The organism is Trichlorobacter sp., from assembly GCF_034008105.1.
Lineage (GTDB): Bacteria > Desulfobacterota > Desulfuromonadia > Geobacterales > Pseudopelobacteraceae > Trichlorobacter.
Genome location: NZ_JAVEPN010000010.1, coordinates 19959 through 40789 on the forward strand (window position 1 = coordinate 19959; position 20831 = coordinate 40789).

The following is a 20831-nucleotide window of genomic DNA, read 5'->3' on the forward strand; positions in this document are numbered from 1 at the left end:
CATCAATTGGGGAAAGGGTGCTCCCGTGAAGATGCCTAAGACCCGTCGCCGCTTGGCGACAATCGTCGCTGGACTGGCCTGTGTCGTCCTGTTTGCCGCACCGCTGGTAGTAGCCCAGGAAAGTGGGGATTCCCAGACCTTCCTGGCTGGTTTCAATGCCTACCAGCAGAAGGACTACCCGACAGCCGTCAATCGTCTCAGCGAGGTGTTGCAGAAGCATCCCGAGACACCGCTGCGGGACATGACGCTGTTCTGGTTGGCCCGGGCCCACTACAAGGCTGGCAACAACCAGGATGCGGCCCGCTACATGGCGCAGTTCACCCGCGAATATCCCGACAATCCCCTTAAAAACACCGTTGAAGATGAGTTGCTGACCCTGGCCAGCCGGTATGAGGCCAGCGGCCAGGCGGCTGCCGTCGCCAAGGCTGAAGCCGAGGCCAGCCGACAGGCTGAGGCGCAACGTCTGGCCCAAGAGCAGGCTGCCCGCGAGGCGGCCGACAGGGCTGAAAAGGCCCGTATCCTCAAGCTCAAGGCTGAGGAGGAGCGGCTGGCCCGCGAGAAGGCTGAAGCTGAACGGGTTGCACAACTGAAGCTCGAGGAAGAGCGCACGGCGAAGGAGTCAGCCGAACAGCAGCGTCTGGCCGCCGCCAAGGCTGAGGCAGAGCGTCTGGCCCGCGAGAAGGCGGAAGCCGAGCGTGTTGCTCAGTTGAAGCTCGAAGAGGAGCGCAAGGCCAAGGTGGCGGCTGAACAGCAACGTCTGGCGGCAGCCAAGGCCGAGACAGAGCGGTTGGCCCGCGAAAAAGCGGAGACCGAGCGTCTGGCCAAGCTGAAGTTGGAAGAGGAACGCAAGATCAAGGAAGCGGCAGAGCAGGCCAAAAAGCTGGCCGCACAGAAGGCTGCGGAGGAGCAAAAGGCTGCCCAGAAGGCGGCTGCCGCTGCTGCAGAGCAACGTGCCCTGCGCGAGAAGGCGATCAGCGAATACCAGCGCATCCTCGCTCAGTTTCCCGGCACGCCGGCAGCTAAAACTGCCGCTGCGCGCCTTAGCCAGCTTGGCGTCGCGGTGTCTGTACCTGCCGCTGCAAAGGCTGATCTGAAGACTACGACCGACAACGCCCAGGTGCTGTCGCTGGAAGTGGCCCAGTATGCCGCTTTTGAGTTCGGGTTGCAGCCGCAGCGCCAGCCGGCGGAAGTATCCCGCGTGGTTGCCATCCCCGTTGAGGTGCTGAACCGCGGCAATGGCAGTGACAGTTTCTATCTGGCCTCCGGTTTCCCGGCAGAGTTCGGCGCCCGTTTTGTCGCTGCTGCCGCCCCTGACCAGGCCATTAATCAGACCCCGCCACTGGCGCCGGGCGAGCGTTTTAATGGTCTGTTGCAGCTTACCGTTCCGGCCGACACCATCGACGGCCTGCGGATCACCTATCCGGTCAAGGCTGCGTCGCGATTCAATGCTGAAACATCCCAGAGCCGTGAGCTTTCGCTGGTCGCATCGGCACCGCTGCTGCGGGCCATGATCAAGCCGGCAACGACCCAGGCTGCACCCGGTGAGCGGATTCAGTACCGGATAACGGTCTTGAACGTCGGCTCCATGGCGGCCCGAGAGGTCAGTCTGCGACTGAACTTCCCGACCCAGTATGAGCCAGCCGAGTTTGCCGGTTTCCGTCAGGAGATGCAGGCGGTGCTGGTGCAGGATGGGCTGGCCTTGAAATCAGGCGAGAGTCGTGAGTTTGTGGTCAGCTTCAAGCTGCGTGATGAGGCCCTGGCCCGCGAAGAACTGGTGGTGCGGGCCGATCTGGTCAATGCACCTCTCAAGGCAGTCAGCACTTTCCACGCCGCTGCCGTTTATGTGCAGCCGGTCAGTGCTGTGGTCGTAAGGATGGCCAGCAGCCGGGTGGTGCTGATCCCTGGCCAGACCATCACGCTGCCGGCTACCGTGGTCAACAACGGCAATCAGCGTGAACGTTTCAGCCTGGTGGCCAGTGTGCCGCCTTCCCAAAAGGTAACCGTCTACCATGACCAGAATCGTGATGGCCTGCGGCAGCCCAACGAGCCGGAAGTGGATGCCATTGGGCCGTTGGGGCCCAAGGAGGAGGCCGCTCTGGTGCTGGAGGTGGCGACCGACCGCTCGGCCCAGGACGGTACGGAATCCGGCGTATCTCTGAGCGTTGCTGCGGAATCGGGCCAGGGCAAGGTAGTGGTTGCCGATGCCCGACTGGGCTTCTCCCGGCCGGTGGTACAGCTGGCTCTGAAAGGCCGTGGTGGTCTGCTGGTGCCAGGCGAGCTGCTGACCGTGGATCTGGTGGTACATAACCAAGGCTCGAACCTGGCGAAGGGTGTCGTGCTGCAGGCAGCCTGGCCTGTGCAGCTGGAGCTGGTGGCGGCTGAACCGGCAGCCGAGCTGAAAGCTGCCGGCCACGGCCGCACCTGGCGGTTGAATGAGCTGGGGGCCGGTGAGAAGCGGGTCGTCAAGGCCTCCTTCCGGGTTAAGGCGGGCACCGGTGTCGGCACCGGCATCCAGGTCAAGAGCGAGCTCTCCTACAACGACCAACTGGGGAACAGGTACTGATATGCGTTTTCTGATTGGCGCCTTGGCGCCGCTGTCGCTGTTGTTGACAACCCCGGTCTGGGGCCAGGACTATCTCTATCAACCCCGCCCACTGGCACAGGATGAGCGGCCTGCCGCTGATGCAGGGCTGCTGGTGCGGGAGGTGCAGGTCAAAAAGGGCGATACCCTCTCCCATATCTCCAAACGTTTTTCCGGTCGCGGCGCCTACTATCCCCAGATTTTGCTGTTCAACCGGATCAAGAATCCCCATCTGATTTACCCCGGTGATCTGTTGCGGGTGCCGGTCACCAGTCACCGTACAGCCCAGCAGCAAGCCAAGCCTGCAGCAGGTAACGCAATGGTCACGCCTGCAGTAAAGCCACAGCGGCCTGCCGAAAAGGCACCGCAAACCGGCGAGCAGACGGATTTCAATCGAGCCCTGGGTGCATTCAATCGCGGGGACTGCAACGAGGCAGTGAAGCTGTTTGATCGGTTTATTGCTATCTACCCCCAGTCGCCGTTGCTGCCGGAGGCCATCCTCAATCGGGCCGAGTGCTACCTCAAGCAGTCAGCCAACTAGGCCGGCGCGTTAGCTTGAGCTGAAAAAAAGGGCGTCCCCGGCGGGACGCCCTTTTTGTGTTGGATCTGGCCAGCTACTCAGGGCCAGGTGATCACGATTCCCCGCAGGCGGCCGCCTTGGGCATCGTGGTACTGGACCAGCTCGAGGCCGCCCGCTGTGCCGCGTCGAATCTCATAGCCTTCCTTGATCTCGGATGAGCTGGGGTGCATGGTGGTTACCCCGGCCAGTTCCTTGAGGATGCTGTTGTAAAAGGCATCCTGCATGCCGGCCCCACTGCGGTCGATCACCTGCAGCGCCTTGATGGCGCCGTCCTGTTCGCGGAAGAGACGAAATTCGTTGGCCTGGCCGTGGTAGCTTTCCCATCCCGGATTGTCTTTGCCGTAGGTGGGATCAATGCTGTCGGCCGGGATAAAGGAAGGCAGCGATTTTGGGCGCACGAGGCCGTGGGACGGCAGCCGGCCCTGTTCGCCGGCAGCGGATGGCGCCGGCAGAATGCCTGAGCTGAGCGGAGCCTGAGCTGAGGGGGCATCGGGCAGGCTGACCTGCTGGGGCGAGCGCGGTCGTTGTTGAACCAGGGTGATGATCACCACCAGCACCACAGTGCCAACCACCAGCCAGAAACCGGTGCGCCGCACGAGCGACGGCACGGAGGGGCGCTGGTCGTCGGTCAGGACAAGGGACTCGGGGGGCAGCTGATCGATGGGAACCGTGTCATCCAGTTCGGCAAGTGCCGCCGATCGTGGCTGTACCTCCTCAGCCGTGCTTTCCAGGTGCTGGCTGAAGGCCGAGATGATCGACAGGTTTGGCCGTCGCGGACGATCATAGGTCAACGGCTCCGCAGCTGTTGTCAGCGTAGCCGGCGTCAGGTTATCCGCTGGTGCTGCCGGTGTCGGGCTGAACTGTACGGTGTCAGCCGTCGATTCCGGCGTTACTTCAAGGTCGGATGTGGGGGGCAGTTCAAGAATAGAGCTGACCTGAGACGTTGCTGAACGTGCCGGCATGGCCGGCTGGTTAAGTAACTGCTCAATGGTTGATTCAAGCTGCTCGTCGCTTAAGGCCGGATCGAGGATCGTCTCAAAGCGGGCGGAGAGTTCAACATCAAGGCTCTCGGAGGGTGAGATCAGGGCAAAACGGGCTTTCCGCCGGTTCAGGCGTGATTTAAGATGCTTGTGCAGGATGTCGGCTGACAGGCCGGACAGGTGGTTCTGGATGATGATCAGATCAGGCCCGTGCTGTTCCAAGGCCTCGATGCCACGGTGGATCTCGCTTACCACCACCAGATCATCCCGTTCGACGGCAATCCGCTCAAACAGCGCGCTGATGCGGGGTATGTCGGTGATTACCAGCGTGGCCATGGCGACTCCCGAAAAAATAAAGGTGTATTGTACGGTAAGGCAGATCATCAGGCAACAGGGAATATCCGGCTGTTTCCCTTGCGTTTGCGGCGTTGAATCGGGTAATCTCACAACACTTACGGAATGAGGTGCAGTGTATGCTGTCAGCCACGATTATCGAGCAGTTACGGGCCATTGTGGGCCCTGAAAATGTTGCCACCGAGCGGCAGGATCTGATCTGCTACGGTTATGATGCCACCCAGATGGAGTTTCTGCCCTCGGCAGTCGTACATCCGGCCAATCCGCAAGAGGTAGCGGCGGTGCTCAAGCTGGCCAACCGGGAGCGGTTTCCGGTCTTTCCGCGGGGGGCCGGTAGCGGCTTCACCGGCGGCGCGCTGCCCAAGGCTGGCGGCGTGGTGCTGGTCACCACCCGCATGAATCGGATCTTGCGGATCGACACCGAAAATCTGATCGCCGAGGTGGAGCCGGGGGTGGTGACCGAGACCTTCCAACTGGCCGTCGAGAAGCTGGGCCTGTTCTATCCGCCCGATCCGGCTTCGCTCAAGTTCTCCACCCTGGGGGGCAACGTGGCCGAAAATGCCGGTGGCCCGCGCTGCGTTAAATACGGCGTCACCCGTGATTTCGTGATGGGGCTGGAGGTAGTCTTGCCGACCGGAGAGATCATCCGTACCGGCACCGAGACCTACAAGGCGGTGGTGGGCTATGACCTGACCAAGCTGTTGTGTGGCAGCGAGGGCACCCTGGGGGTGATCACCAAGATTATCTTCAAGCTGCTGCCGCTGCCCGAGGCCAAGAAGACCATGCTGACCATCTTCGATTCAATCGATGGCGCAGCCAAGGCGGTCTCCACCATCATCGGCGCCAAGATCATTCCTACCACCCTTGAGTTCATGGACTACGCCACCCTGCAGTGCGTGGAGCGCCGTTTCAATCTGGGAATCCCGGCCGAAGGGCGGGCCGTGCTGCTGATCGAGGTGGATGGTGACCGGGATCTGATTGAGAAGCAGGCCGCCCGTATCCAGGAACTGATCGCACCGCTGGGACTGGTGCAGTGCAAGATAGCCAAGGATGACGCTGAATCGGAGGCGTTGTGGAAGGTGCGCCGGTTGGTGTCGCCGTCGCTGCGAGACGTGAACCCCAACAAGTTCAATGAGGATATCGTGGTGCCACGCAGCAAGGTGCCGGAGGTGATCCGCCGCATCGAGCAGATTCAGCAGAAGTACGAGATCCCGATCGTCAACTTCGGTCATGCCGGCGACGGCAATATCCATGTCAACGTGATGATCGACAAGGAGGTGCCTGGACAGGAGGAGAAGGCCCACCAGGCGATCAAGGAGGTCTTTCAGGCAGCGCTGGACCTGAACGGCACCATGTCCGGCGAGCATGGTGTGGGTCTGGCTAAACAGCCTTTTATCGAGCTGGAGCTGTCGCCGGCGCAGATCGCCACGATGCAGGCCATCAAGCTGGCGCTGGACCCGAACAATATCCTTAACCCCGGCAAGATCTTCCCCTGGAAGGAGTTCTCGGATGCAGCATGATGACCAGAAAGAGCTGCAGGAGGCCTCGCTGCTGGGACGGCTGCTTTCGCTGGAAGCGGTGCTGATGCTGATGGGGGTGGCTTCGCTGGTATATGGGCTGATCAACGGTGAGCATAGCAGCACCTTTTTCGGTCTGGTGATTATTCCGGGCGTCTTTGTGCTGCACAAGGTGAAGCGCAAAGACTGGAAGGCCCACTGGGCGCAGCTGGAAGAGCTGCAGCGTCGTGAGCAGGAGCGCAAGAATGGCGGGAGCTGATAGTTCGATCGTGTTGGCGTCGGCCTCGCCCCGTCGGGCGGAGTTGTTGGAACTGGCCGGCATCCCGTTTCGGGTGGCACCGGCCGATATCCCGGAGGAACCGTTGCCCGGCGAAGAGGCGATCCCCCACGCCCTGCGGCTGGCGGAAGGCAAGGCCCGTGCCGCTGCCCAACGAGAGCAGGCTGGGCGCTTCTTCATCGGCGCCGATACCATCGTGGTGCTGGACGGCCGGATCATGGGCAAGCCACTGGACAGCGCCGATGCGGTGCGGATGCTGACGGCGCTCTCCGGCCGCAGCCATGAGGTGGTAACCGCCTACTGCGTGCTGGACCGTGTGACTGGTCAAGACTTCAGCGATGCGGTGCGGACAACGGTCCAGTTCAAAGGGCTGGCAGCCACCGAGATCCAGCGCTATGTCGATAGCGGTTGCCCTCTGGACAAGGCTGGCGCCTACGCCATCCAGGGCGGAGCGGCCCACATGGTGCGTGAAATCAGGGGCTCCTACACCAACGTGGTGGGACTGCCCACCTGCGAACTGTATGAGGCGTTACACCGCATGGGGGCGTTGTGACCATGCCGCCCATCGCCGATCATCTGGCCGCTGTTCATGAGCGCATCCGCAAGGCGGCAGAATGGGCCGGTCGAGACCCGGTTGCGGTGCGGCTGGTGGCCGTCTCCAAGACCAGACCGGCGACGGATATCGAGGCCGCCGCCCAGGCTGGGCAGTGTCTGTTCGGCGAAAACTACGTGCAGGAGCTGGTTGCCAAGGCTGCTGCGGTGCAGCAGCCGGTGGAGTGGCACTACATCGGCCATCTGCAGTCCAACAAGGTTCGTCAGCTGGCCGGACTGGTTTCCATGATCCATTCGGTGGACCGGTTGTCGCTGGCGGAGGAGATCAGTCGTCAGTGGGGGCGGTTGGGCAGCAGCTGTGATGTGCTGGTGCAGGTGAATGTGGCTGAGGAGACAACCAAGTCGGGCACCAGTACAGAAGAGGCGTTGACGCTGGTGAGCCAGATGGCGACGCTGCCCCACCTGCGGGTGCGGGGGCTGATGACCATGCCACCCTTTTTTGATGACCCCGAGGCAGCCCGCCCCTACTTCAGGCAGCTGCGGCAACTGGCTGAGACGATTCGTGCCGCAGCATTCCCGGGCGTTGCACTTGACGAGCTGTCGATGGGCATGTCGGGCGATTTTGAAGTGGCCATCGAAGAAGGGGCCACCCTGGTACGGGTCGGAACGGCGATCTTTGGTGAGCGTTGAAACAATCGGCAGGGAGGGACGACTATGAAACGACTGGTACTGGTGATGTTGCTGGCGCTGCCACTGCAGGTCTCGGCCGAGATATATTCCTGGACCGATGCAGCCGGTACGGTGCATTTCACCGAGGATCTGGGGAGTGTGCCGAAAAACTATCGAGCCAAGGCGTTACGTCAGGCCAGCGGTGAAGATGTGACCGTGCCGGCAGCCGTGCCGGAGGCCAGCTCGCCGGACGGTTCCACGAAAGCTGAACGTACGCAATCAGAGGTATCGCAAGACACTGCAGCACCGGCTCCAGGCATCACCTCCGCCACCCGTTTCGGCAGCCGCAGTGCGGCTGAGTGGCAGGCCGAGTTCAGGTCCCTGCGTCAAAAGCTGGCTCAGATTGAGCAACAACAGGAGCAGCTGCGCAAGGAGGGGGGCGACGGAACCAAGGCGTTGAGCAGGCAGCAGATCGAAGAGATCAATGCACGCAACAAACAGTTCTATGACGAGTATGAGGCCACCCGGCTCCGTTTCAACCAGCTGGTTGAGCAGGCCAATCAGGTCGGTCTGCCGCCGGAGTTTGCTCAGTAATCATCTGCTGCGGCGGTTAGCTTAGCTCTCATACCCGCTGGCCACCAGCTCCAGGTGGCCATCGTTGGGGCAGAACAGCAGGCCGTGTACCGGCACATCCTTCGGCAGCAGTGGGTTTTCACGCAGTATCTGTACCACCCGTTCTACATTTTCGCGCGGGTGTGAAAATGCCCCTACCCAGGTTGCCATGTCAGGTATCAACCGGTCCACCTCTGCTGCAGCAACCCCTCGCGCCAGCATCTTGGCTCGCAGTCCGTCGCCATCCACGCTGGCCATGCCGCAATCCACGTGGCCGATCACGATGATCTCCTCCACCCCCAGTTCATAGACCGCCACCACCAGGCTGCGGATCACACCGCCCTGATTGGGGTCGATGATGGTGTTGCCGGCATTCTTGATGATCTTGGCGTCACCGCGCTCCAGGCCCATGGCCGGCTCCAGAAAATCAACCAGCCGCGTGTCCATACAGGTGAAGATGGCCAGCTGGCGACGCGGTGATTTTGAGAGTGGCGGAAAGGCGCCCGGATGGGTGAATTTCTTGTTGTGGGACAGTATTTCGTCAAGCAGGGTCATCTCAACTAACCTCCTCGGCTTCAGTCAGAATGATCGGTTCCTCGGCAAGGGACGATCGCTGCGCGTCTTCGACTACCTTGATCACAAAGCGTTGGGCCGCCTCTATGGCCAGCTGCAGGTCCCAGCGCGACAGGTCGCGATCCTCCACCAGATTGCTGATGCCGCGTATCTCCAAGCAGGGGATGCCGTAGCGCAGCGCAACCAGCGCACAGGAGGCGCCTTCCATGTTTTCGCAGATCGCTTGATGGCGCCGCCGCAGCTCCCGGCCTCGGGCCAGGGTACCGCTGCAGGCTGAAACGGTCAGGAAACGTCCCCGTGCCAGGCGGACGCCATGGGTATCGGCCAGTTGCATCGCCTTTTCGGCCGCATGGTGTGAGAGGGGGATGGCATTGTAGTACTGACGATTTTGTCGGGTGTAGAGCGGCAGTTGCATGGCCCGCAGGTCCAGCCAGCCGTGCGGGGTTTCAGCCCCTTCGTCGGCAAACAGCTCGTCACTGGCCACCGCCAGGTCACCCACTGCCAGGCCGCTGCCGGGGTAGGCGCCGCCGCAGCCGGTAATGATCATCAGGCTCGGCCGATATTGTTCAAGCAGATAGGTTGCCGAGGCAGCCGCGTTGGCCTTGCCCACCCCCCCGGCACAACAGACCAGGTTCGAGTCGCCCAGAAACCCCTCAGTGGTCGGGTAGAGGCCCCGTCCACCGCTGCGCGTGCCTTCCAGCATGCTGATCAGCAACTCCAGTTCACGGGGCACTGCTGCCTGGATCAGGATCGGCTTCATGGGCGGATACTTGCGCTCGATTGCTGGTCGTCTCGTCGGTCCAGCTCTACGGCGGCATAGGCAGAATGGTTGTGGATCGATTCGAAGTTTTCCGCCTCCACCGAGAACCAGCTGACCTGCTCCAGCCCAGACAGCCGCAGGTAGGCCTCCCGCACCATGTCCTCCACAAAACGGGGCTGTTCAAAGGCCTGTTCGGTGACGTACTTTTCGTCGGCCCGCTTCAGCAGCGCATAGACCGGGCTGCTGCCGCACTGTTCAATCAGCTCGACCAGGTCTTCGATCCAGATGAAATCGCGGTAGCGTAGCCGTACCGTCATAATACTGCGCTGGTTATGGGCCCCGAAGCGGGACAGTTCTTTGCTGCAGGGACAGAGCGAGGTGACCGGTACTTTGACCCCCAGTACGAAATCCAGCTGGTCCCCTGTCAGGCAGGCGTCAAACTCGCAGGTGTATTCCATCAGCGAACGAGCGCCTGAGACCGGGGCTGCCTTGTCGATGAAGTAGGGGAACTCCACCCGCAGATGGGCGGTGCTGGCCCCCAGCTTGTGCTGCATCTCCCGCAGGATGTCCTCCAGCCGGTCCAGGGCGATCTGCTCCCGGTACCGGTTGAGAATCTCCACGAAGCGGCTCATGTGGGTGCCCTTGAACTGATGGGGCAGGTCGACATACATATCCACCCGGGCCACGGTGTGCTGCAGGTTGTGGTGCTTGTCCTGCACCACGATCGGGTAGGAGATGTCCTTGACACCCACCTTCTGGATCGGAATCTTGCGGTGGTCGCGGCTCTGCTGCATGTCTGGCATGGTTGTCGCATCTGGCGTGGCTGAGGAGTGCGTCCGTTTCATCTGGGCGCCTCCTCGGTCTGTTCCAGGCCGGCAGCGGCGACGATGGTTTGCCAGATCTGGTCGCGCCCCTCGCGGTTCAGCGCTGAAAACAGCAGCAGTTGATCGCGCGGCATCTCAAGGGTCTTGGCGATCAACGCAAGCTGCTTGGCCCGTTCGTTCTTGGTCAACTTATCCGTTTTGGTGAGCACGATGATCGGCCTGCGCCCGTAGGCGCGCAGCCAGGAGAGCATCTGCAGGTCGCCGTCAGCCGGAATCCTGCGGATGTCGAGGATCAGCACTACCCCCTGCAGGGTTTCCCGACCGGCCAGGTAACGCTCCATCATCGGCCCCCACTGGCGTTTTACCTCCAACGGCACCTTGGCGTAGCCGTAGCCCGGCAGGTCCACCAGGTTCAGGCAGCCGTTCACGTCAAAAAAGTTGATCAGTTGGGTGCGGCCCGGTGTGGAGCTGGTCCTGACCAGACCCTTGCGTTCAACCAAGACGTTGATCAACGAGGATTTTCCCACATTGGAGCGGCCTGCAAAGGCGATCTCCGGCAGGCTGGGAGGGGGGTAATCGGCCGGCTTGACGGCGCTTTTGATGAAGGTTGTACTCTTTATCCGCATGGTTGTGGCATTATAGGCGTGGCCCGGCCCCGTTGCAAGAATGAAACGGCGCCTGTCAGCTTTCCGTAGCAACAGCCAGCTTTTTGTGGTACATAGTGAGCCATGCAGGAAACTCCAAGAGCCGGCAGGTACCTATGGCGGATCAGGCGGTTGACAGCATATCGTTGGTAGTCGCAGGGGTTCCCCACCTCTGCGGCGGCAGTGCGCATGACGTTATCCCCCAGTCAGTATTCCCCTTGTTGTCAGATGCAGGCAGACCTGTGTCACTCGGCTCTGTGGAGCTCTACCCATTCACATCACGCATAAGGAGGAGGCAACTATGGAGAATGTTAACGCCAAGGATCGTAATGGCCATACCCAGCTGATCAACGCATCCAAGGAGGGCCTGGTTGAATCGGTACAGGACCTGCTCCGTCGGGGTGCCGACATTACCGCCTCCAGCGATAAGGGCAAGACCGCCCTGCACTACGCGGCGGCCAATGGCCAGACCGAAATCGTCAAGATGCTGATCGAAAAAGGGGCCGAGGTGGAGGCCCGTGACCGCGAGGGCCATACTCCGTTGATGCTGGCCGCCATCTACGGTTGCAACAAGACGGTGCAGGTGTTGCTGGAGGCCGGGGCCGACCCCCGCGCCAAGACCAAGACTGGCAACACGGCAGCCCTGTATGCTGAAAACAACAACCACCCCGTTGCCACCACCCTGCTCAAAAAGGCCGAACGGGTCAAACACGGAAACGCCTGATGCTATAACCACCCGCCGGGCACCAGCCCGGCGGGGTACACCGTTTCATGTCAGGACTGCAGCTCGTTGCAGTCTGTATCTTTACTGCAAGGAGTCTGTACATGCTGACCACCTCGGATTTTAAGCGCGGGCTGGTGATCCAGCTCGATGGCGCCCCGTGCCTGATCCTGGACGTCACCTTTCAATCCCCTTCGGCCCGTGGTGCCAATACCATGGTTAAGACCCGCTACCGCAACCTGCTGACCAGTCAGGTGCTGGACCGCACCTTCCGTTCCGGTGACAAGGTGGACGAGGCCGACTATGAACGCCATAAGGGACAGTTTCTGTACGCCGACGGCAACGGCGGGGTCTTTATGGACCTGGAGACCTACGAACAGTTCGAGATGGGGGAGGAAGGCTTTGCGGCCCTGGCACCCTACCTGCTGGACGGTACTGAGGTCACGCTGGGTCTGTTCGAGGGTCGGATGGTGGCGGTTGAGTTGCCCTTGACCGTGGAGCTGACCGTAACCGAAACAGCGCCGGTCATCAAGAATGCCACTGCAACGGCCGAGACCAAGGATGCCGTGCTGGAGACCGGCCTCAAGATCAAGGTGCCGCCCTATCTGGAGAGCGGCGTCAAGGTCAAGGTGGACACCCGTGAGGCCCGCTTTATCAGCCGCGCCTGAGACCCTTTTAGGGCTAATCTTCTTGACAGTCTTGCGTAAGTTCCTGTAGTGTCGTGCTTTCCTACGCGGGCCTATAGCTCAGTTGGCTAGAGCCACCGGCTCATAACCGGTTGGTCCCAGGTTCGAGTCCTGGTGGGCCCACCACATTTTATCAACGTCAGGGGAACAGACCGGATGCGGTCACAACGACAACGACCTACCGTGACCACAGGTTCACCAGAGTGCACGCCACAAGGCTGCACTCTTTTTGTTTCTTGTCGATGAAAGCAGCAAAAATCTCTGACATAGTTGGAATTATTGGGAAAAAATATCCCTTTGGGTTGGCTGAAGAGTGGGACAACGTCGGTTTACAGCTGGGTGACCCGGCAGGAGCGGTGGAACGGGTCATGGTGGCCCTGGATCCCTTGCCCGAAGTACTGGACCAAGCCCTCAGCCGCAACTGTCAACTGCTGATTACCCATCATCCCCTGATCTTCAAGCCACTACGCCAGATTACGACGGGCTCCATCACCGGCAAGCTGGTGCTGCAGGCAGCCAGTCATGGGCTGGCACTGGTGGCCATGCACACTAACTACGACATTGCCGATGGCGGGCTGAACGATCTGTTGGCTGAGCGTCTGGGGCTGCAGCAGCTGCGGCCGCTTACGGTCACTGACCAGCAGCAGCTGGTCAAACTGGTGGTGTTCGTACCTGAAGGCGCCCTGGAAGCTGTCAGACAGGCGATGTTTGCTGAGGGCTGCGCCTTGGGCAACTACCGTGACTGCTCCTTTACCACCACCGGCGAGGGAACCTTTACCCCGCTACCGGGTGCCGAGCCGGCCATTGGTGCCGTAGGCCGTCTGGAGAGGGTGGCTGAGTGCCGTCTGGAGCTGCTGGTGCAGCGCGACCGTTTAGCGAAGGCTATGCAGACGTTGCTAAAGGTGCACCCCTACGAAGAACCGGCCTTTGACTGTTATCCGCTGCTGAACCAGGGGCATGCGCAGGGACTCGGCCGGATCGGTGTTCTGGAGACGCCCAGCACCCTGGCCGCCTATAGTGATCAGGTTCGCGAACGGCTGCAGTCGGGCCCTGTTCGGCTGGTTGGTGATCCAAGCCGGTTGGTGCGCAGCGTGGCGCTCTGCAGCGGCAGCGGCGCCTCGCTGCTGAAGGATGCCGTGCGTGCCGGCGCTGATCTGCTGGTGACCGGTGATGTCAAATATCACGAGGCCCGCGAGGCCGAAGCCAGCGGTATCGCCCTGCTTGATGTCGGGCATTTTGCCTCAGAACAGCTGATGGTGGTGGCAGTGCAGCAATTTTTGCAGACGACACTGACTGCTGCCGGCTACGCCTGTGACGTGCTGGCAGCGGAAGGGGAGCGCGATCCTTTTCAGGTCAGGTGCTTATAGAGGTGTGAAGTAGACAGGGAGGCTTTTGACCTCCCGGGAGGAGACAGGTTTGAAGAAAAAGCTGCTGTTGCTGGAAGAGTTGCAGGTCATCGACTGTGCCATTGACAACAAACAGGCGGAACAGGCTGTCCATCAGGCCGATATTGCCGATCTGGAACAGCGTCTGACTGCGGCGCGGTCAGCCTTGGCCGGGGAACAGGCCAGCCTGGCCGAGATCCAGCGTGCAAAAGAAGAGCTCGAGGCTGCCCTGCAGGCTGAACAGGACAACATCAAGCGTTCTGAGACCAACATGAAGGAAATCCGCACTAATAAGGAATTCCAGGCCGTTGGTCGCGAGATCGCTGCCGCCCGCAAGCAGGTTGCCGAGCTGGAGGAGCAGATCCTGCAGAAGACAGGACAGCAGGAAGAGCTGCAAGCGGCAATCGACGAGCACAGCGCGGAACTGGCCAGCCTTGAAGAGACTGCTGCCAGTGATTGTCAGGAGCGGATGGCGGCCATAGCTGACCTGCAGGCGGTCATCGATGCGGCGGTTGCCAATCGTGAGCAGATTGTAAAAGAGCTGTCCAGTTCCGTCGTGCGGCGCTATGCCCAGCTGCGCAGCCAGCGGCGTGGACAGGCACTGGCCGAGGCCCGCGAGGGTTCATGCCTGGGCTGCAATATGCAGCTGCCGCCCCAGCTTTACAACACGCTCTTCAAGTGCGACGAGCTGTACTTTTGTCCGCATTGCCAACGGATTCTGATCCTCAAACAAGAGCAGTGCTAGCAACGGCCTTTTTACGCCCTGGCCGCGTTTCGTCGGCGGCATGGCTGCTCAACGTACTTAATGTACGCCTGCGCGCCATACCTGGGCTTGCCGCAACCAGGACCTAAAAATCCCCGTTGCTACTAGTATGAAGGTCACAGCGTATTGAGAAGTACACGTTGTGCTAACGATTGGCTGGAGCAGGACAGACGGTCGCCGCTGCAGATGCAGGGGAGGAAAGTCCGGGCTCCGCAGGGCAAGGCGCTGGATAACGTCCAGCGGGGGCAACCCCAGGGAAAGTGCCACAGAGAGCAGTCCGCCCGCTACGGCGGGTAAGGGTGAAAGGGTGAGGTAAGAGCTCACCGGGTTCGGCGGTGACGTCGGATGCCAGGTAAACCCCGCCCGGAGCAAGGCCAAATAGGGAGGCGTTAAGGGTGGCCCGCCCGTGCCTCCGGGTTGGTCGCTTGAGGCCATCGGTAACGGTGGTCCTAGATGAATGACCGTCGCCCGACGGCGGGTAACCGCCGACGGGAACAGGACCCGGCTTATGGACTGCTCCAGCCAATATTTTTGTGGAAAAGGTGTCATCGTATGGCGGTAGAACACGATCTGGTGCTGGTGCACGTGGATAACAAGCCCGGCTTCTATGCGCGAGTGGAAGAGATTGAGCCTGATGTCAAGCCCGGCTGGTGGCAGGTCAAGCTGTTGGTGTTGACCTTTCCGTTGCAGGTCTTTACCTGGATTCTGGATGATAATCAGATTCAGGGCGAACCTTTCACCATGGGGGGGACGCCGCTCTGCCTCGAAAAGCTGGTCTCGCCCCTGGAAGAGGAACGGCGCCAAAAGGCGGTTGAGTCAACAACCACGAACAGCCCGAAGCCTGTTGATGGTGGCGCTAAGGTGGTGTCGCTGGCGGACCGGCGTAAGAAATAATCTCAGTCACAGATCCGGCTGGTAAACAGCGCCCTCTCTGGAGGGCGTTTTTTGTTGATCGTGTGCTTGGGGCAGGTAGCTGCAGCAGAAGGCAGGGAATCGTTACGCGAGGGCCATTGCCAGGGATTGCTGGCGAACCAACGGCTTCAGTAAGGGTCCGCTGGCTCGCAGATACTGTTCTGTAAAGCGATCAAGCGGTTCCGGGTGGGAAAAATGATAGCCCTGGGCAATCACGCAGCCAAGGCTTTGCAGTGCCTGGCGCTGTTCCTCGCTCTCGACACCCTCAGCCACGGTGGTCAGACCCATCTGCTGGGCAATGGCCAGTATGGTGGCGATAATCGCCCGGTCATTGCTGCTGCCAAGCATATTCTGCACAAAGCCCTGATCGATCTTCAGAGTGTCGATCGGGAATCGTTTGAGATAGGCCAGCGACGAATAGCCGGTGCCGAAGTCATCGATGGCAATGCTGAATCCTAAGGCGCGTAGTTCGGCCAAAACCTCAAACATCCGTTCAGGTTCATCCATCAGGCAGCTCTCGGTCAACTCCAGTTCGATGCTCGTAGCAGACACCCCTGCAGTCTCCAGCACCCGCAGCACCCGTTCAATGAAATACGGCTCGGACAGCTGCTGGGCTGAGACGTTGACCGCAATCCTGCCGCGCCAGCTAAGCCCCTGCCGCTTCCAGGCCCGAATGTGTGAACAGGCCGCCGTGAGGGCCCACTCGCCGATCTTCGGCATCAGCCCACGTGATTCAGCCACGGGGATGAATTCAGAGGGGCTCACCCAGCCCAGCTCCGGGTCGCGCCAGCGCAACAGCGCCTCGGCGCCCACCATCATGCCGGCATACAGCTCCACCTTTGGTTGATAGAACAGCTGCAGATCACCTGCAGCCAGGGCGTATTCCAGCCGCGTGACCAGGTCCAGCTTGCGGGTCAGGGTGTGGGTCATTGCCGGCTTGTAAAAGACGAACCCGCCGCCGGCCTTTTTGGCCTGCGACATCGCCAGGTCGGCCCGGGCCAGCAGGTCGGCCGGTTCGATTGCATGGTCGGGAAACAGTGCAATGCCGATGCTGCCGCCGATGGAGAAGGAGCGACCATCGATCAGCAGCGGCTGTTTGATGGCCAGCAGGATCCGCTGCGCACGTTGTGCCGCTGTTTCCGGGCAGGTCTGGCGGCAGATGAGGATGAAATCATCGCCGCCGAATTTGGTGATGCTGCACTGATCGCTGGCCAGCTCCTGCAGTGTGCGGCTGACCTGGACCAGTATCTTGTCGCCCGTGCTGTGGCCGTAGGTCTCGTTAATCTCGCGGATGTAGTCCAGATCGAGCATCAGCAGGGCCAATGGCTGCTGTTGCTGCTTGGCCTCTATCAGCGCATCCGCCAGCAGGCTGGTCAGATGGTTCCTGTTGGGCAGCCCGGTCAGGGTGTCGAAAAAGGCCAGGCGATGGATATGGGCGTTGGCCTGCTCATGGGCGCTGCGTAGCCGGATGGTTTCAATGCCGAACGACAGGTCGCAGGCCAGTTCCTCGAGCAGTTGCACCTCGCGGTCATGAAAGGCGTTGGGCTCAGGGGCGTACATGGCGATGGCGCCGATGGTCTGACCCTCCACCGCCAACGGCAGGGCAATCGCCGATTGATACGTTCTGAGTTTTGCGTCGTGATGGCAGGGGGAGAGCTGGGCGTTGTGCAGGATGTCGTGACGGAGCTGGATCGTACTGGTGCGGATGGCGCCACTGATGATGGCGCAGCCGTGCTGGTCGCCGTCGGCCCAACTCATCTGCAGGGCGCCCAGCAGGCCTCCGTCGTACCCGTGGGAGGCCACCGGCAGCACGGTGCGTTCTGGGTTGAACTGTTTGAAGCCTACCCAGCTGAGCGAATAACCGCCGATCTCCGTTGCTATGCGGCAGACGTCGTGTAGCAGCGTCGTTTCGTCAGTTGCCCGCAGCAGTGTGCGGTTGCTGGCGGAGAGCAGACGCAGGGCGCGGTTGGCCCGGTTCAGCTCATCGGTAATGGTTCCCTGCGGCATGGCGACTCGTTACTGATGGTTAGTTGGTGCTGCATCTGCCAGGCAGGCCTGTTTCGGGCTGCTCGTGGCGTTAAGCGTTGGATTAATAATTCTATACTATAGCGCGGATAAACATGGCAACCGGAAACAAACGTTTTTAGCCGTATTTTCTTGAGGTGCCAACCCCTCACCCGATCGCCTCCCCCTGTTATGCCCCTCTGTAACTTGAATCATATCTTTGTAGGCAACGGAATCATAAACACCCTCAAAATTCAATTTCCGAGCTATGCCTCAAGTAGTGATCTGGAAATCGGGAAGCATAAAGATGGAAGGAGTTCACAAAAGGTGGCGGCCGGTGACGTTGGATCGACCGTCTTCGACCAGTCGGGAAGGAGGCGAGGTTCTTATGTGCTGAATTAGGCGGGTTGTGTCGGGATTTGCGGCATAACGACTTACCACACAAACAGGCAGTGCAGGAGCGTTTTGCATATATCCTCCAGAAGGAATGTCTTCTTGGTCATACCTTATGGGAGGAGTTAAAAACGCACAAGCTATTGAAAATTAATGGCCTAATGCATGATAAAAGCTTTTTTAAAAAAGCAGATAAGATATTTTACCCTGAAGTCGACAGAGAAGGCCGTCTGGTTGCTGGACGAGTGGCCAGAGAGATTTGTTGATGTATGCCAGCGGCGTGGAATTGGGGGTCGGCGTTGCAGCATGATTTGGAGGTGGCACTAATCTGATATTGGGATGTGGTGTACATCCGCCAGACAAGGTTGACTCGGAAGATGAGATCAGGGCGGCTATTCAGGTCATGAATAGGCATGGCATACTGGTAAAGCAGCTGAGACTGCCCGCCAGCGGGCCTGCTTGCGAAGTGTGATCTGCTGGATTTGCCGTTACGTAACATATTGCCCCCTACGGGTGGGTTGATCTGGATATGAAAGTCAGACCACTCTGCCGATGGTGCAGTTTAGGTCCAAGCTATGTTGTACCCACCGCCCATCCTCTGGTGTGCATGGCAACCTAACCGCATAAATTCCAATCATTTACTTTGCCTTGACGTCAGCTTAAATACTGTTAGCTACATCAGCCAGCTTCACGTGAAAAATATTTTATGTGAGGAGTTGACAAGCAGCGATTATACGGTAATGTCTGCATGTTTTGATTCCATACAAATGCAAGGCCGACAGTGCAACTTTTCAAAACCACCAAAGCGCCTAATGCCGGCCATGACAACACCCAATTCGCTGACCCCGACCTGCTCTGGCTGCTGGGCAGCCTCTGTCAACTGCACCGCATCCCCTTTGATCCGGTCCTGATTCAGCGGCAATTTCCCCCTCCATCAACCCGCGTCACCCTGACCACCGCCCTGACCGCTTTGGGCTTCAAGGTGGGGGGCTTGCCGATCCCCGCCAGCGGCAGTCTGCAGGATATTCCACTGCCAGCCATCGCCTATCTGCAGCCGGAGCAGCCTTCGGCTGAGCCGGATGCTGCTGATACCCAGGCAGAAGCTGTTGAGGTGTTATGCCCCATACTGATCATCAAGGCCGACAGTGAACGGGTTATGTACTTCCGGCCAGGATCTCATACCCCGGTAACCATCGATAACAGCGCCATTGCCGAGCGTCTTTTGCCGCAACTGACCATGATCTCGCGGGATGAATCACGTCAGAAGACCGGCCTGCAGGACGAAGATGCCCCTGCCGGGGGGGCTCAGCAACAGCGCTTCGGGTTCAAGTGGTTCATCCCCGAACTGCTCAAACACAAAAGCATCTGGCGGGATATCCTGCTGGCCTCGCTGCTACTTCAGTTGGTTGGTCTTGCCACACCCCTCTTTACTCAGGTAGTCATTGATAAGGTAGTCGTCCATCAGAGCCAAAGCACCCTGATCGTAATCGGTGTCGGCATGCTGATCTTCATGATCTTCAGCGCCATCATGACCTGGCTGCGCCAATACCTGGTGCTGCATACCGGCAACCGGATCGACGCTGTGCTGGGTGCCAAGGTATTCGGGCATCTGCTGCGTTTGCCACTGCCCTACTTCGAACACCGCCCCACCGGCATTCTGGTGGCCCGTTTGCAAGGGGTTGAAAGCATCCGCCAGTTCGTCAGCGGAGCCGCTGTAACCCTGTTGCTTGATTTCCCCTTTCTGCTGATCTTCCTGGGGGTGATGTTCTGGTACAGCTGGCAGCTCTCCCTGATTGCCTTTGGCATGTTGGGCTTGATCGCCTTTATCAGCCTGCTGGTCACCCCGGTCTTCCGTGATCGTCTCAACAAGCAGTTCCTGCTGGGTGCCCGAAACCAGGCCTTTGTCACTGAATACGTCTCCGGCATGTCCACGGTTAAATCACTGCAGATGGAACCGGTGCTGGAGAAGCGTTACGGTGACTACATCGCCTCCTACCTGGCGGCCGGCTTCACCACCCGTCAGCTCTCCAACGGCTACAACGTGGTGGCCAACAGCCTTGAGCAGCTGATGACTCTGGCCATACTGGTGGTAGGTGCACTGCTGGTCATGCGCAATGATGGCTTCACCATCGGTCAGCTGGTGGCCTTCCAGATGTTTGCCGGACGGATGAGTCAGCCGATGCTGCGCCTAGTTGGCCTCTGGCAGGAGTTCCAGCAGGCAGATATTGCGGTTAAGCGTCTGGGGGATATCATGGATATGCCCACCGAACCCTACGCCCTGACCCCGGCCCGTGCACAATCAACCCAGGGGGGCAGCATTGAACTGAATGATGTCAGCTTCCGCTACTCACCGGAACACCCCTACCTGTACCGTAATCTGAACATCTCCTTCAAGGCAGGCCACTTAAGCGTTCTGATGGGGCCCTCCGGCTGCGGTAAAAGCACCCTGGCCAAGATGCTGCTGGGCTTCTATATGCCTACTGATGGACAGATCAAGATCGACAACACCGATATCCGCCATATGTCAGCCAATGAACTGAGGTCCATCTTCGGCGTAGTACCGCAAGAGACCGTCCTCTTCTCCGGCACCATCTATGAAAACCTGAGCCATGCCAACCCCCATGCAGGATTCCAGGAAATAGTCCAGGCCTGCCGACAGGCCGAGATACATGATGTGATTGAAGGACTACCCCAGGGCTATCAAACCGAGATCGGTGAGCAGGGGGTCGGCCTCTCAGGTGGACAGCGGCAGCGGATAGCCATTGCCCGGGCGCTGCTCAAACGACCCCGTATCCTGATCTTTGATGAAGCCACCTCCAACCTGGATCATCAGACAGCTGAACACTTTGCCGCAACAGTTAATCAGCTAAAAGGCAAGGTCACCATGCTGTTCATCACCCACCAACTGCCCAAGGGCTTACAGGTGGATGAGGTGTTCAGGTTTGGCCAGCAGAACCAACAGCCGCAGATGATGGAAGTGGTGGAGCAGGAACAGGATAGGGAGTAAGCCGGAATTCAATGAATTTAAAGTGACTGAATATAAG

Annotated in this window: 19 protein-coding genes, 1 tRNA gene and 1 other RNA gene; 15 read left to right on the top strand and 6 right to left on the bottom strand. The window is 59.8% G+C overall.

Translation table 11 applies throughout. From position 1 onward, the window contains the following. The first annotated feature begins 31 nt into the window (after window positions 1–31). Entirely contained in the window at window positions 32–2563 is a 2532-nt protein-coding gene (gene bamD / locus RBQ93_RS07490) for an outer membrane protein assembly factor BamD (RefSeq protein WP_320371482.1), read from the top strand. 1 nt (window position 2564) lies between these two features. Continuing rightward, complete coding sequence (locus tag RBQ93_RS07495) at window positions 2565–3122, top strand: LysM peptidoglycan-binding domain-containing protein (RefSeq protein ID WP_320371483.1); 558 nt, start codon at window positions 2565–2567, stop codon at window positions 3120–3122. Between the two features lie 77 nt (window positions 3123–3199). Here the strand turns inward: RBQ93_RS07495 and RBQ93_RS07500 are convergent, their stop codons facing one another. Further along, on the bottom strand, window positions 3200–4477 hold the full coding sequence (locus RBQ93_RS07500; protein ID WP_320371484.1) for a hypothetical protein: 1278 nt from the start codon (window positions 4475–4477) through the stop codon (window positions 3200–3202). A 137-nt stretch (window positions 4478–4614) separates the two neighbouring features. Here RBQ93_RS07500 and RBQ93_RS07505 point away from each other — a divergent pair, with 137 nt between their 5' ends. From RBQ93_RS07505 to RBQ93_RS07525, 5 genes are read left to right on the top strand one after another with little or no spacing between them, the layout of a single operon-like run. Then, complete coding sequence (locus RBQ93_RS07505) at window positions 4615–6015, top strand: FAD-binding oxidoreductase (RefSeq protein WP_320371485.1); 1401 nt, start codon at window positions 4615–4617, stop codon at window positions 6013–6015. Further along, complete coding sequence (locus RBQ93_RS07510) at window positions 6005–6271, top strand: hypothetical protein (protein WP_320371486.1); 267 nt, start codon at window positions 6005–6007, stop codon at window positions 6269–6271. The genes RBQ93_RS07505 and RBQ93_RS07510 overlap by 11 nt, the downstream gene beginning before the upstream one ends. After that, the gene (locus RBQ93_RS07515; protein WP_320371487.1) at window positions 6258–6842 is read left to right on the top strand and encodes a Maf family nucleotide pyrophosphatase; all 585 of its coding nucleotides are present in this window, start codon (window positions 6258–6260) and stop codon (window positions 6840–6842) included. Before RBQ93_RS07510 ends, RBQ93_RS07515 begins: the two co-directional genes overlap by 14 nt. A gap of 2 nt (window positions 6843–6844) precedes the next feature. Continuing rightward, window positions 6845–7531, top strand: a complete 687-nt coding sequence (locus RBQ93_RS07520) for a YggS family pyridoxal phosphate-dependent enzyme (protein WP_320371488.1) — start codon at window positions 6845–6847, stop codon at window positions 7529–7531. A 24-nt stretch (window positions 7532–7555) separates the two neighbouring features. Continuing rightward, window positions 7556–8104: a DUF4124 domain-containing protein gene (locus RBQ93_RS07525; protein WP_320371489.1), complete on the top strand. Its 549-nt coding sequence runs from the start codon at window positions 7556–7558 to the stop codon at window positions 8102–8104. Window positions 8105–8125: 21 nt separating this feature from the next. Here the strand turns inward: RBQ93_RS07525 and RBQ93_RS07530 are convergent, their stop codons facing one another. Genes RBQ93_RS07530 through yihA form a run of 4 tightly spaced genes read right to left on the bottom strand, consistent with a single transcriptional unit; the run spans window position 8126 to window position 10905 of the window. Further along, window positions 8126–8677, bottom strand: coding sequence for a carbonic anhydrase (locus tag RBQ93_RS07530; protein WP_320371490.1), 552 nt, complete (start codon window positions 8675–8677; stop codon window positions 8126–8128). A 1-nt stretch (window position 8678) separates the two neighbouring features. Further along, window positions 8679–9455, bottom strand: a complete 777-nt coding sequence (gene mqnB, locus RBQ93_RS07535) for a futalosine hydrolase (RefSeq protein WP_320371491.1) — start codon at window positions 9453–9455, stop codon at window positions 8679–8681. Continuing rightward, a complete protein-coding gene (gene folE2, locus RBQ93_RS07540; RefSeq protein ID WP_320371558.1) occupies window positions 9452–10258 on the bottom strand; it encodes a GTP cyclohydrolase FolE2 in 807 nt (268 codons plus the stop codon). Before folE2 ends, mqnB begins: the two co-directional genes overlap by 4 nt. 38 nt (window positions 10259–10296) lie before the next feature. Then, window positions 10297–10905, bottom strand: a complete 609-nt coding sequence (gene yihA / locus RBQ93_RS07545; protein ID WP_320371492.1) for a ribosome biogenesis GTP-binding protein YihA/YsxC — start codon at window positions 10903–10905, stop codon at window positions 10297–10299. Window positions 10906–11224: 319 nt separating this feature from the next. On the opposite strand from yihA, the gene RBQ93_RS07550 reads away from it, so the two are divergent. From RBQ93_RS07550 to RBQ93_RS07580, 7 genes are all read left to right on the top strand, one after another. Beyond that, window positions 11225–11647, top strand: coding sequence for an ankyrin repeat domain-containing protein (locus RBQ93_RS07550; protein WP_320371493.1), 423 nt, complete (start codon window positions 11225–11227; stop codon window positions 11645–11647). 101 nt (window positions 11648–11748) lie between these two features. Next, on the top strand, window positions 11749–12312 hold the full coding sequence (locus tag RBQ93_RS07555; protein ID WP_320371494.1) for an elongation factor P: 564 nt from the start codon (window positions 11749–11751) through the stop codon (window positions 12310–12312). A 67-nt stretch (window positions 12313–12379) separates the two neighbouring features. Further along, window positions 12380–12456, top strand: a tRNA-Ile gene (locus RBQ93_RS07560). Window positions 12457–12572: 116 nt separating this feature from the next. After that, window positions 12573–13697, top strand: coding sequence for a Nif3-like dinuclear metal center hexameric protein (locus tag RBQ93_RS07565; protein ID WP_320371495.1), 1125 nt, complete (start codon window positions 12573–12575; stop codon window positions 13695–13697). A 49-nt stretch (window positions 13698–13746) separates the two neighbouring features. Next, the gene (locus RBQ93_RS07570; protein WP_320371496.1) at window positions 13747–14460 is read left to right on the top strand and encodes a zinc ribbon domain-containing protein; all 714 of its coding nucleotides are present in this window, start codon (window positions 13747–13749) and stop codon (window positions 14458–14460) included. Window positions 14461–14636: 176 nt separating this feature from the next. Beyond that, window positions 14637–15002, top strand: an RNA gene (gene rnpB, locus RBQ93_RS07575) — RNase P RNA component class A. Window positions 15003–15030: 28 nt separating this feature from the next. Further along, window positions 15031–15372 (top strand): hypothetical protein, encoded by a 342-nt coding sequence (locus RBQ93_RS07580; RefSeq protein WP_320371497.1) that lies wholly within the window; start codon window positions 15031–15033, stop codon window positions 15370–15372. Between the two features lie 102 nt (window positions 15373–15474). On the opposite strand, the gene RBQ93_RS07585 is transcribed toward RBQ93_RS07580, so the two are convergent. Then, window positions 15475–17397 carry a GGDEF domain-containing protein gene (locus RBQ93_RS07585; protein ID WP_320371498.1) on the bottom strand — a complete coding sequence of 641 codons (1923 nt, stop codon included), beginning with the start codon at window positions 17395–17397 and terminating at the stop codon, window positions 15475–15477. Window positions 17398–18568: 1171 nt separating this feature from the next. On the opposite strand from RBQ93_RS07585, the gene RBQ93_RS07590 reads away from it, so the two are divergent. After that, window positions 18569–20794: a peptidase domain-containing ABC transporter gene (locus RBQ93_RS07590; RefSeq protein ID WP_320371499.1), complete on the top strand. Its 2226-nt coding sequence runs from the start codon at window positions 18569–18571 to the stop codon at window positions 20792–20794. Window positions 20795–20831 lie beyond the last annotated feature (37 nt).